At 34.3% G+C, this 12,848-nt stretch carries 13 protein-coding genes; 2 read left to right on the forward strand and 11 right to left on the reverse strand.

Features of this window, described 5'->3' with window-relative positions; genetic code table 11:
- Position 1: 1 nt before the first annotated feature.
- The 10 genes from nuoH to aspS all read right to left on the reverse strand — a co-directional run bounded on the left by nuoH (position 2) and on the right by aspS (position 9,673).
- Positions 2 to 1,060 (reverse strand): NADH-quinone oxidoreductase subunit NuoH, encoded by a 1,059-nt coding sequence (gene nuoH, locus RT99_RS02965; RefSeq protein ID WP_207384878.1) that lies wholly within the window; start codon positions 1,058 to 1,060, stop codon positions 2 to 4.
- On the reverse strand, positions 1,060 to 2,091 hold the full coding sequence (locus tag RT99_RS02970; RefSeq protein ID WP_042563252.1) for a 2Fe-2S iron-sulfur cluster-binding protein: 1,032 nt from the start codon (positions 2,089 to 2,091) through the stop codon (positions 1,060 to 1,062). Before RT99_RS02970 ends, nuoH begins: the two co-directional genes overlap by 1 nt.
- 92 nt (positions 2,092 to 2,183) lie before the next feature.
- Positions 2,184 to 3,554, reverse strand: a complete 1,371-nt coding sequence (gene nuoF / locus RT99_RS02975; protein ID WP_042563253.1) for an NADH-quinone oxidoreductase subunit NuoF — start codon at positions 3,552 to 3,554, stop codon at positions 2,184 to 2,186.
- A gap of 1 nt (position 3,555) precedes the next feature.
- Positions 3,556 to 4,086, reverse strand: a complete 531-nt coding sequence (locus RT99_RS02980) for an NAD(P)H-dependent oxidoreductase subunit E (protein WP_026982598.1) — start codon at positions 4,084 to 4,086, stop codon at positions 3,556 to 3,558.
- A gap of 171 nt (positions 4,087 to 4,257) precedes the next feature.
- Entirely contained in the window at positions 4,258 to 5,496 is a 1,239-nt protein-coding gene (locus RT99_RS02985) for an NADH-quinone oxidoreductase subunit D (protein WP_042563254.1), read from the reverse strand.
- Between the two features lie 25 nt (positions 5,497 to 5,521).
- Positions 5,522 to 6,043, reverse strand: coding sequence for an NADH-quinone oxidoreductase subunit C (locus tag RT99_RS02990; RefSeq protein ID WP_042563255.1), 522 nt, complete (start codon positions 6,041 to 6,043; stop codon positions 5,522 to 5,524).
- A gap of 1 nt (position 6,044) precedes the next feature.
- On the reverse strand, positions 6,045 to 6,593 hold the full coding sequence (locus tag RT99_RS02995) for an NADH-quinone oxidoreductase subunit B (RefSeq protein ID WP_042563256.1): 549 nt from the start codon (positions 6,591 to 6,593) through the stop codon (positions 6,045 to 6,047).
- Positions 6,594 to 6,755: 162 nt separating this feature from the next.
- The gene (locus RT99_RS03000) at positions 6,756 to 7,121 is read right to left on the reverse strand and encodes an NADH-quinone oxidoreductase subunit A (protein WP_042563257.1); all 366 of its coding nucleotides are present in this window, start codon (positions 7,119 to 7,121) and stop codon (positions 6,756 to 6,758) included.
- A gap of 244 nt (positions 7,122 to 7,365) precedes the next feature.
- Positions 7,366 to 7,560 carry a cold-shock protein gene (locus RT99_RS03005; RefSeq protein WP_007137066.1) on the reverse strand — a complete coding sequence of 65 codons (195 nt, stop codon included), beginning with the start codon at positions 7,558 to 7,560 and terminating at the stop codon, positions 7,366 to 7,368.
- 361 nt (positions 7,561 to 7,921) lie between these two features.
- Complete coding sequence (aspS, locus tag RT99_RS03010; RefSeq protein ID WP_042563258.1) at positions 7,922 to 9,673, reverse strand: aspartate--tRNA ligase; 1,752 nt, start codon at positions 9,671 to 9,673, stop codon at positions 7,922 to 7,924.
- Between the two features lie 157 nt (positions 9,674 to 9,830).
- On the opposite strand from aspS, the gene RT99_RS03015 reads away from it, so the two are divergent.
- Both RT99_RS03015 and RT99_RS03020 read left to right on the forward strand, forming a co-directional pair.
- Entirely contained in the window at positions 9,831 to 10,826 is a 996-nt protein-coding gene (locus RT99_RS03015) for a TlpA disulfide reductase family protein (RefSeq protein WP_042563259.1), read from the forward strand.
- Positions 10,827 to 11,035: 209 nt separating this feature from the next.
- Positions 11,036 to 11,383: a toxin-antitoxin system YwqK family antitoxin gene (locus tag RT99_RS03020; protein ID WP_042563260.1), complete on the forward strand. Its 348-nt coding sequence runs from the start codon at positions 11,036 to 11,038 to the stop codon at positions 11,381 to 11,383.
- Positions 11,384 to 11,677: 294 nt separating this feature from the next.
- On the opposite strand, the gene RT99_RS03025 is transcribed toward RT99_RS03020, so the two are convergent.
- A complete protein-coding gene (locus RT99_RS03025; protein ID WP_042563261.1) occupies positions 11,678 to 12,793 on the reverse strand; it encodes a PepSY domain-containing protein in 1,116 nt (371 codons plus the stop codon).
- Positions 12,794 to 12,848: the final 55 nt, after the last annotated feature.

Here is a 12,848-nt window from a genome sequence, read left to right on the forward strand (position 1 = left end):
TTTAGAATCCTAAAGCGGCAGCTATATCGTGTCTTAAAATAACAGCACCCGTAATCATGATATTAATAATTGAAAGCGGAATTAAAATTCTCCACCCTAAATTCATTAATTGATCGTATCTAAATCTTGGAATTGTCCAACGTACCCACATATAGAAAAATATGAAGAAACATAATTTTGCAAACAATGCTGCAATTCCTAATATATTAGCAATATTTACTCCTGCATGTTCTACCATCCAGCTCATTCCAGGATAGTTATATCCTCCAAAGAATAAAACAGATATGATAGTAGCTGAGATAAACATACTCGCGTATTCAGCAAATAAATAGAATCCCATTTTCATTGATGAATATTCTGTGTGATAACCTCCGATTAATTCATTTTCACATTCTGCTAAATCAAAAGGAGTTCTGTTAGTTTCTGCAAACGAACAAATCAGGAAAATCAAGAAAGATAAAGGTTGGTAAAATACGTTCCAGTTCATTTCTTGTTGTTGAAGAGAAATTTCTCTTAAACTTAAAGTTCCGGTCATCATCAACAAAGCAATCATTGATAATCCCATTGCGACTTCGTAAGAAACCATTTGAGATGCTGCACGAACAGCTCCCATTAAAGAGAATTTATTGTTAGAAGCCCATCCACCAATCATGATGCCATAAACTCCAATAGAAAGTACTCCAAAAATATATAGAATACCAATATTAATATCAGTTGCTTGTAAAAGAACATCACGACCAAAAATGTGTAATTTGTCTCCCCAAGGAATTACCGCACTTGTCATTAAAGCTGTACTCATGGCAATTGCCGGTCCTACAACAAATAAAAATTTGTTAGGTGTGTTTGGAAAAAACTCTTCTTTTGAGAATAATTTCATACCATCTGCAAGCGGTTGTAATAACCCTCCCCATCCGGCGCGGTTTGGTCCTACACGATCCTGAAGAAAAGCCGCAACTTTACGTTCAGCCCAGGTAGAATACATTGCCATGATCATTGTTATGGCAAAAACCACAACAATTACAACACTTTTCTCTATAATAAACGTACCATCTACCATCATTAAGAAATTTTGTTGTTAGTGTTTAATGGAATTTCAGCCATACTAATTTTTTTACGGTCTATGTCTCTACCCATAAGGATAGTTTTTTCAGTATCGATTTCTACTTTCTCTAATTTTTGAGTGTAGTTATTTTGGTTGATAACAGAATCTTTTTCAAATTCTCTTGGTCCTTCAATTGTCCAATCGTTTACATTTTTATGATCAAAACGACAAGAGTTGCAAATGAATTCTTCCACTTCATGATACTCGTCTTTACGACCAGTTACACGCTGAATTTCTCCTCCAAACATCCAAACTGTTGTTTTTCCACAACATCCCGGAGTTGTACATTCTCTGTGAGCATTATAAGGTTTGTTGAACCAAACTCTTGATTTGAAACGGAAAGTTTTATCGGTTAATGCTCCAACCGGGCAAACATCGATCATATTTCCAGAAAACTCATTATCAATAGCTTTTGAGATACCAGTAGAAATATTAGCATGATCTCCACGATCTAATACTCCATGTACTCTGTTGTCAGTCAACTGATCTGCAACTTGTACACATCTTTGACATAAAATACAACGATTCATATGCAATTGAATATTCGGACCAATATCTTCTGGCTCGAATGTTCTTTTTTCTTCTATAAAACGTGATTTCGGATTTCCGTGCTCGAAACTTAAGTTTTGTAAATCACATTCACCGGCCTGATCACAAACGGGGCAATCTAATGGGTGATTGATCAATAAAAATTCTGTTACAGATTTACGGGCTTCCGTTACTCTGTCAGAAGATTTGCTGTTTACTTCCATTCCGTCCATACATCCTGTTACACAAGATGCCATTAATTTTGGCATTGGTCTTGGGTCAGCTTCGCTTCCTTTAGAAACTTCAACTAAACAACAACGACATTTACCGCCGCTGCCTTTTAATTTTGAGTAATAGCACATGGCTGGCGGTACCAAATCTCCACCAATCATACGTGCAGCTTGTAGAATCGTTGTTCCTGGCTCTACGTCTATACTTTGACCGTCTATGGTTACTTTCATCTCTTATTGATTTGAATGTTGAAAGTCGGAATATTGAAAAGAATTGCTGTCCTTTTTGATATTATTAACTTTATAACTTTCTGCTTATATTTTTATACGATTACTTTACCGCCTACTAAATGTTTCACTTGCGAGAAAGGTTCAGCAACAAAGTGATCTCTATTTTTTATTTTTTCAGGGAAACGAACATGGTATTCAAATTCATCTCTAAAATGACGAATGGCTGCTGCTACCGGCCAAGATGCTGCATCTCCAAGTGGGCAAATTGTGTTACCCTCGATTTTACTTTGAATACTCCACAATAATTCGATATCCTCTTCACGGCCCTGGCCGTTTTCGATTCTCCACAATATTTTTTCTAACCAGCCTGTTCCTTCACGACAAGGTGTACATTGTCCACAAGATTCGTGGTGGTAAAAACGTGCAAAATTCCAAGTGTTTCTTACTACACAAGCAGTATCATTGTAAACGATAAATCCTCCTGAACCTAACATAGATCCGGTAGCAAAACCACCATCACTTAAAGATTCGTAAGTCATTAAACGATCTTCACCATTTGCTGTTTTGAAAATTAATTCAGCAGGTAAAATTGGCACTGAAGATCCTCCAGGTACAAACGCTTTCAAAGGTCTGCTCGAAGACATTCCTCCTAAATACTCATCAGAATTCATGAATTCGTCAACACTCAATCCTAATTCAATTTCATAAACACCAGGATTTTTAATGTGTCCTGAAGCAGAAATTAATTTAGTTCCCGTTGAACGTCCAATTCCGATTTTTGCATAATCATCTCCAGAATTGTTGATGATCCAAGGCACAGTTGCGATAGTTTCAACATTGTTTACCACTGTTGGATTTGCCCAAAGTCCTGAAACTGCCGGGAATGGCGGTTTAATACGAGGGTTTCCTCTTTTACCTTCCAAAGATTCAATAAGTGCAGTTTCTTCTCCACAAATATAAGCTCCGGCTCCACAGTGAACGTGTAACTCTAAATCGTAACCTGTTCCTAATATATTTTTTCCTAACCAACCCGCAGCTCTTGCTTCGTTGATTGCTCTTTCTAAAATTTTGAAAACCCACATATATTCTCCACGAATGTAGATGTAGGATAAGTTAGCACCTAAGGCAAAACTTGAAGTAATCATTCCTTCGATCAATAAGTGAGGAATAAATTCCATCAAGTAACGATCTTTAAAAGTTCCTGGTTCAGATTCGTCGGCATTGCAAACTAAATGTCTTGGTTTTCCTGATTTTTTATCAATAAAACTCCATTTCATTCCGGCAGGGAAACCTGCACCACCACGACCACGAAGTCCTGATTTTTTTACTTCTTCAACGACTTCGTCTGGCGTAAGTGTTTTCAAAGCTTTTTCTACAGAAGCGTAACCACCATTTTGACGATATACTTCGTAGGTTTTAATTCCTGGAATATTGATTTTATCTAATAATATTTTTTGTGACATATTATTTATCGTGTAATATTATTTTATCATCTCTGCAATCAGCAATTAACTGATCGATTTTTTCTTCTGTCAATTTTTCTTTGTAGAAATCGCCTAATTGCATCATCGGAGCATATCCGCAAGCACCTAAACATTCTACGCCGGCAATGGTAAACATTCCGTCTGGAGTTGTTTCTCCCATTTTAATGCCTAATTTTTCAGAAGTATAATCCATTAAATTTTCGGCACCATTTAAACAACAACAAGATGTCTGGCAGAATTCGAACATGTATTTTCCAATTGGTTTTTGGTTGTACATGGTATAAAAAGTAACCACTTCGTAAACCTCAATTGGTTTGATGTGCAAAATTTCAGCAACCTTATCCTGTAACTCAGTACTTAACCAGTTGTCGTGTGCGTCCTGCACTTCGTGTAAAACAGGCAACAAAGCTGATTTTCTTTTGTCTTCAGGATAATGACTGATCAATTCATTGATGCGAGTCATCAATGCTTCAGTCATGTTTATTTCTTGTTTGTAATGTTTTCTTTCCATTCTTAATTTTAGATTTTAGATTTCTGATTTTAGATTTTTCAATCTGCAACCTATAATCTACATTCTGCAATCTTTTATTAGTTTTTAGATTTTCCAATCTGAATTCTTCAATTCTTAATGTTTAGTTTAGGTTTTCCAATCTACATTCTAAAATCTAAACTCTACAATTCTTTAGGCGTCTAATTCTCCTGCAATTACATTTAAACTCGAAAGGATAACAATTGCATCTGACAGTAAAGAACCTTTAATCATTTCAGGATATGCTTGGTAATAAATAAAGCAAGGTCTTCTGAAATGTAATCTATATGGAGTTCTGCTTCCGTCTGTAACCAGATAAAATCCGATTTCTCCGTTTCCACCTTCAACAGGATGGTAGATCTCTGCAACTGGTACAGGAACTTCTCCCATTACAATCTTAAAGTGATAAATCAAAGATTCCATAGAAGTATAAACATCTTCTTTTGGAGGAAGGTAGTAATCTGGAACTTCTGCATGATATTCGTTTCCTGCCGGCATTTTATCCAACGCTTGACGAATAATGCTTAAACTTTCCCAAACTTCAGCATTACGAACACAGAAACGATCGTAAGTATCACCTGATTTTCCAACGGGAACAGCAAAATCGAAATCTTCGTAAGAAGAGTAAGGCTGTGCAACACGAACGTCATAATCAACTCCGGCAGCACGTAAGTTTGGACCCGTAAATCCGTAAGCCATTGCTTGCTCTGCTGAGATTGCACCTACGTCTACGGTTCTGTCAAGGAAAATTCTGTTTCTTTCGAATAAGTTTACAAATTCTTGCCAAGCGACAGGGAAATCTTGTAAAAACACATCTAATTTGCGGAATGCTTCTGGTGACCAATCTCTTTCGAAACCACCAATTCTTCCCATATTTGTTGTTAAACGAGCACCACAAATTTCTTCGTAAATCTCGTAAACTTTTTCTCTAAATTGAAAAACGTATAAGAAACCTGTATACGCACCAGTATCAACACCAAGAATCGAGTTACAGATTAAGTGGTCTGTAATACGTGCCAGCTCCATTACGATAACCCTTAAATATTGAGCTCTTTTAGGAACTTCAATATTAAGTAATTTTTCTAATGTCATCCACCATCCCATATTGTTTATAGGAGAGGAGCAATAGTTCATACGGTCTGTAAGTGGCGTAATTTGATAAAAAGGACGATTTTCGGCAATTTTTTCGAAAGCTCTGTGGATGTAACCAATCGTTGGTTCAGCCTCAAGGATTCTTTCTCCATCCATCAACAGGATATTTTGAAAAATACCGTGTGTAGCTGGGTGCGTTGGCCCTAAATTTAGGACAGAAAGCTCGCTTCCGTCTTCGTTTAGTTTCTCCTTTATTATTTTAGCATATCTATGCTCTGGTGGTAATAATAGTTCTGACATTTTATAATGTTGAATTATTTATTTTTTAGCAATTTGTTGTTGTTCTTCCAAAGAATCTGTCATCCTTATCTGTTCTTCCGCTGTCTTCCATTGGGAATTCTTTTCGCATTGGGAACGATATCATTTCATCCATATTCAAAATACGTTTCAATTGCGGATGTCCAATAAAGTTGATCCCATAGAAATCGTATGTTTCTCTTTCCATCCAATTTGAACTTAGGAAAATATTTGAAATGGTTTTTATCTCTGGTTTTTCACCGTTTAAGAATACTTTGATTCTAATACGTTTGTTTTCGTACCAATTGTGCAAATGATATACTATTGCAAACTGACGATCTGTTTCGTTGTCCGGATAATGAACACCGCATAAATCGGTTAAAAAATGGAATCGTAAATCAGAATCGTTTTTCAAAAAAAGAATCAAGGCTGTGATTTTGTCAGCAGTAGTTTCTAGTGAAAAAATATCTCTTTCTTGTTGAAAGTTAAAAACACTTGTGTCAAATGTTTCTGTAAGTTTATCTTGAATTAGGGTATTTTCTAAAGCCATCTTATGAAATGTTATATGAAGCTAGTAATTCTTGGTATTCTGGAGAACTTCTGCGTCTCACAGATTCGCTTTTTACCAATTCCTGAAGTTTCATTACTCCATCAACAATTTGTTCTGGTCTTGGAGGGCATCCCGGAACGTAAACGTCAACAGGAATTACTTTATCAATTCCTTGTAAAACAGAATATGTATCGAAGATTCCACCTGATGAAGCACAAGCTCCAACTGCAATTACCCAGCGAGGTTCAGACATTTGTTCGTAAACTTGTCTTAAGATAGGTGCCATTTTTTTAGAAATAGTTCCCATTACCAGCAACATGTCTGCCTGACGAGGAGAAAAACTCACACGCTCAGAACCAAATCGTGCTAAATCGTAGTGTGAAGCCATTGTGGCCATGAATTCGATACCACAGCATGAAGTTGCAAAAGGCAAAGGCCATAATGAATTGGCTCTTGCTAAACCTACAACATCATTTAGTTTTGTAGCGAAGAAACCTTCTCCTACAACTCCTTCTGGCGCTGCAACCATATTTACATTTGAATCGCTCATTTTATTTTAGATTTTAGATTTCTGATTTTAGATTTTGTAAACCTGAAAATCGAAATCAATTTTAAAAATCGATTATATTTTTAAGAAACTTATTTTTTCAAATCTAAAATTCTAAATCAAACAATCTAAAATCTAAAATTTAAAATCTGAAATCATAAATTATTATTCCCAGTCTAAAGCTTTCTTTTTGATGATATAGAAGAAGCCAACTAAAAGCAAAGCCATAAAGACAATCATTTTAAGCATTCCCTCAACACCAAGTTCTTTAAAGTTTACTGCCCAAGGATAAAGGAAAATTACCTCTACATCAAACAAGACAAACAAAATGGCTACTAAGAAGTATTTTACAGAAAAAGGAATACGGGCGTTACCAACAGATTCGATACCGCACTCAAAGTTTTTATCTTTAACTTCTGAAGTTCTTTTTGGGCCTAATTTTCCAGAAACAATGATGGTTCCTACCACAAAACCTACAGCTAAAATAAACTGCATTAAAATAGGAAGATAACTGTATTGATCAGATTGCATAATCTTGGGGGTTTTTTACTTAAAAAATGAGCCACAAAGATAGCTTTCAACTCTGTAAATCACAAGCTAAAAAAGGATTTAAGTGTGTAACAAAAGGGTGATTGTTTGTAATTTTTATTGATTATAAATAACAAGAACCTATTTTATGTTTTTTTTAAGATTTGAGCAAAAAAAAACGTCTCGAAATTAATCGAGACGTTTTAAAACCATTCAGAGGCAAAAAAAATAAATTGCTATATTTTTCTTAGATTACTGCTACTTTAGCAGCAACTTTCCCTTTTCTTCCTTCTTCTTCTTCATAGCTTACACGGTCACCTTCGCGTAATTCTTCCGCGTTAATTCCTGAAGCGTGAACGAAGATATCTTTTCCTGTTTCTTCGTCTGTAATGAATCCATAACCTTTAGATTCATTGAAAAATTTTACTGTACCTGTACGCATTGTAATTGTAATAATAATTTATAATGTAGCAAATGTAACATATAAATTCATACAAAAGACAATAAGGTGTTAATTTTTTGTAAAAATTATTGATTCACAGTGTTTTCGCTATTTATATTGCATCAATTTACATATGGATATGCTTTAATTGAGAATCATTTATTGTAAGAATAAAAAGTAGGAAATTTTTAAATTATCTTCAAAATTATTTTTTTAATAGAACAATTCGCTTTCTCATCATCAATCTTAAGTTTACAAATCGTGTTTCTCCTTTAAAATAGGTATTGCTTCATTATCAAGCATAAAAAAACTGCAGCTAATTTTTTAACTGCAGTTTTTTAATTTTAAATTTCTTTAGAAATTATATTGTATCTACTTTAATATGTAGTTCTTTTAATTGAGCATCATCAATTTTGGCTGGTGCATCAATCATTACATCTCGACCTGAATTGTTTTTTGGGAAAGCAATAAAATCTCTAATAGTTTCTTGTCCTCCTAAAATGGCAACTAATCTGTCTAAACCAAAAGCCAGACCTCCGTGTGGCGGTGCTCCAAATTGAAACGCATCCATTAAGAAGCCAAATTGTGCTTTTGCTTCATCCTCGGTAAAACCTAAATATTTAAACATCAATTGTTGTGTAGCTTTATCGTGAATACGAATAGAACCTCCGCCAATTTCATTTCCGTTTAAAACCATATCATAAGCGTTTGCACGAACTTTTCCTGGTTCTGTTTCTAACAAAGCCATATCTTCTGGTTTTGGAGATGTAAACGGGTGGTGCATCGCATGATAACGGCCACTTTCTTCATCAAGTTCTAATAATGGAAAATCTACAACCCATAAAGGAGCAAATTCTTCTGGTTTACGCAATCCTAAACGAGTTGCTAATTCCATACGAAGAGCAGAAAGCTGTCCACGAGTTTTATCGGCAGGGCCCGAAAGTACAAAAATCATATCTCCGGGTTTTGCTCCAGTAATTTTTGCCCATTGTGCTAAATCGTCCTGATCGTAAAATTTATCTACAGATGATTTAAAAGTTCCGTCTTCATTACATTTTGAATACACCATTCCTGATGCTCCAACTTGCGGACGTTTTACCCAGTCAATTAATCCGTCAATTTCTTTACGGGTATAATTTCCTGCTCCCGGAACTGCAATTCCAACTACTAATTCTGCCGCGTTGAATACAGGAAAATCTTTATGTTTTACAAATTCGTTTAATTCTCCAAATTCCATTCCGAAACGAATGTCCGGTTTGTCATTTCCATATGTTTTCATGGCATAATCGTAGGTAATTCTAGGGAATTTATCTACTTCAATACCTTTAATTTCTTTTAATAAATGTCTTGTCAAACCTTCAAAAACATTCAAAATGTCTTCTTGCTCTACAAAAGCCATTTCGCAATCGATTTGTGTAAACTCAGGCTGACGGTCTGCACGTAAATCTTCATCACGGAAACATTTCACGATTTGGAAATATTTATCCATTCCGCCCACCATCAACAATTGTTTAAAAGTTTGTGGAGATTGTGGCAATGCATAAAATTGTCCTTCGTTCATTCTACTTGGAACAACGAAATCTCTTGCACCTTCCGGAGTCGATTTAATTAAGTAAGGAGTTTCTACTTCGCAGAAATCTAAATCAGATAGATATTTACGAACTTCCATCGCTACTTTATGACGGAATAATAAACTGTTTTTTACAGGATTACGACGAATATCCAAGTAACGGTATTTCATTCTGATATCTTCACCGCCATCAGTTTCATCTTCAATTGTGAATGGAGGCGTCAATGCTGCATTTAAAATTGTTAATTCGGTTACTAAAATTTCGATTTCACCAGTCGGAATATTTTTGTTTTTGGCTTCACGCTCAATAACAGTTCCTTTTACCTGAATCACAAACTCTCTACCAAGTGTTTTTGCCAGTTCAAAAACATTTTTATCAGAACGGCTTTCGTCGAAAATAAGTTGCGTAATTCCGTAACGGTCGCGTAAATCAACCCAATTCATAAATCCTTTATCGCGTGATTTTTGAACCCAACCTGCAAGTGTAACCTCGGTATTAATATTTGAAGCGTTTAACTCGCCGCAATTATGACTTCTATACATGATCTAAATTTTAGACTGCAAAAGTAAACACAAAATTCAAAATAATATAGTAAAGTGATAACTTGATGTTCAATAATTTGAAATATTTTGTTAATTGTTAAATTTCAAACCATGAATTTCTTTAGATTTGAATTACTAAAAACAAACTTTAATGTATATGAAGAAATTTTTCGTTTCCGGAATGTTGATTTTGAGCACTATGAATATTATAGGTCAAGCCAAAAGTCAAATTGCTTTTACGGCCAAAATTACCAATAGAAATAGCGATACCTTAGTAATTAAAGGAGCGAATAATTTTAAACAAATAATTCCCATTAATAAAAAAGAATTATTTGTTGCCAATTTCGAGGCTCCAAAAGGATTTTATATGTTTTCTGATGGTGTAGAATCATCTAATTTTTATTTAAAACCAAATTCTGAAGTAAATCTGACGATGAATGCCAAAGAATTTGACGAAACGATTGTATATAAAGGTAAAGGCGTAAATGAAAGTAACTTTCTTGCGCAATATGCTTTATCGAACGAAAAGTTTATTAATGAAGCTTCTGGTAAAGAAGCAGCCGAATTTGCAGCATCATTAGAAACAAAGAAAAAAACGGATTTAGAAAATATCGAAAAAGGAGATTATGATCCTGAATTTAAAGCCGCTTTAAAAAGATCTTTTGAAGAATTTAATCAATATGCCGTACAAGATTATGAAAGAACATCAAAAGCTAAAAAGCTGAACGGGAAACCTTCTGTAATATTTGATTATGAAAATCATAAAGGAGGAAAAACAAAACTCTCTGATTTAAAAGGAAAATATGTTTATATTGATCTTTGGGCAACCTGGTGTGGACCTTGTAGAGCTGAGATTCCTTATTTACAAAAAATTGAAGAGAAATATCATGGCAAAAATATTGAGTTTGTAAGCATTTCTGTTGATGTTCCTAAAGATCATGATAAATGGAAAAAGTTTGTAACAGATAAGCAATTAGGCGGAATTCAGTTATTCTCTGATAATGAATGGAAATCAGAATTTGTAACTAGTTATGAAGTAACTGGAATTCCGAGATTTATTTTGATTGATCCAAAGGGTAATATTTTGAATTCAGATGCTGATAGACCCTCTTCTCAAGACCTTCAAACGCAGTTGGATGCATTATTAAAGTAATTTAGTGTCAAATTTACAACGTTATCGTGAATTTATATTTTTTATAAAAAACCAGTAAAACCAGTGCCTCAGCACTGGTTTTTTTGTATGTATATAATTTCCAATGTTAAGTTTTTATTCAATGTTACCAAATTGTTAAGTAAAAGTTTGTTTAATGTAAACAATTAATTATATTTGATAACGATTTGATAACATTAAAACCTAAAGATATGAAAAAGTGTGTGATTTTAGTTGCAATGATGTTCTCTGGAATTTTAGTTGCACAAGAGGTAAAACCAGAATTAGAAGCTGTTGGAAACAAAGTAAAAGCTACTTATTATTATGATAATGGCAGAGTACAACAAGAAGGTTTCTATAAAGATGGTAAATTAGATGGTGCTTGGGTATCTTATGACGAAAAAGGAAATAAACTTGCCGTTGGAGAATACACAAACGGAATGAAAACTGGAAAATGGATTTTCTTTAATGCGAATAATCTTTGTGAAGTGGCCTTTGAAAACAGCCAGGTAGCATCAGTTAAAAATTTACAAAAGAATGCTTTAGCAAATAGAAACTAAGGTAATTTCTACTATAGTTTACAAAACCGCTTTTAGGAGCGGTTTTTTTTTGGATCAATACGAAAACGATTGGAGAGAGAAAAAAAATTACCACAGAGAACGCAAAGTTTTTTGAATATATTAAGTTTAGTAAAAACACAAAGTTCACAAAGCTTTGCGAACTTCGATTGTGTAAAGACAACTTACATCTTAGCGAACTCTGCGAAAAAACTTTGTGTTCTCTGCGTTAAAAAATAATTAAGGAGTGTAAAATTTTTAATGTTTCTCCACAATATTTAGCATTAAGCGGTTTTTTTATGCCTTCAATTTTTTACAGCTCTTTTTTCTTCGTCCGTACCAAATTACAAAGCCCGTTACAGGCAAAGCTGCTGCAATTAAACTTGCTGTAAAAGCAATAATTTTTCCCGGTAAATCTAAAATTTGTCCGGTGTGAATTCCGTAATTCATTTCGACTACCTGTAAACCTAAACTTTTTTTATCGTAAGGCTCGCTTTGTATTAATTCTCCATTTTCAGGATGAAAATAGTAATTCGTTTGATGATCGTATCGCAAAGTATGCGGGTAAGCTCCGGTATTAATAATATCACCTTTTTGTTGCGGAGTTGTTACATAAAACATTTCGGCTGTTGGCTGCAACTTCATGGTTTGCATAAAAGCACGATCGGTAGCGATCATTTTATTTGCTTTGAATTTTGTTGTGTCTATTGTTGGTGCTTTTGTTTCTAAAGCTTTATCTCCGCCAAAATTGAAAGTTTTATAAATTCCGTCACCAACCCATTCATAAGTGAAAGTTAAACCTGTAATAGCAATAATAACAGCGATAATAGAAATGTAAAACCCCGATGTATTGTGCCAATCGTAGTTTACACGGCGCCATTTGGCCGACCATTTTACGGAGAAGCTTCTTTTAATATCACTTTTTCGTTTTGGCCACCATTGAATTATTCCCGTTATAAGTAAAATAATAAAGATGATTGTTGCGCCACCAACAATATGTTTGCCAATATAATCGGGCAGAAGCAAGTATAAATGAATGTATTCGACAATAATAAAAAAATCGGTTTCCGGATTTTCTGTTTTTAAATATTTTCCGGTGTATGGATTAAAGTACAGATATAAATTTCCTGTGTCAGAATATGTATAAACAATTGCAGATCGATTTTTTCCGTAATAAGAAACCATGCTTGATTTGTAATTCGGAAGAATTGCTTTGGCTTTTTCCTGTAGAACCGAAGGCATTAAAAATGGTTTGTTTTGAGGTTCTACCAAACGCCATTCTTTTCGTGTAATATCTTTTATTTCGTCATGAAAACAAAAAATACAGCCGGTAATGCTGACAATAAAAACAATAAGCCCGGAAATTAATCCGAGCCATTTGTGTATAAAACGTATTTTCTTTTTGAATCCCATTTTGAATAAAAGCGTAAATGTATACGGTTAATCCATAAGGGGCAAATAATTTGTA

It is taken from the genome of Flavobacterium sp. MEB061 (genome assembly GCF_000834715.1).
In the GTDB taxonomy this organism is placed as follows: Bacteria; Bacteroidota; Bacteroidia; order Flavobacteriales; family Flavobacteriaceae; genus Flavobacterium; species Flavobacterium pectinovorum.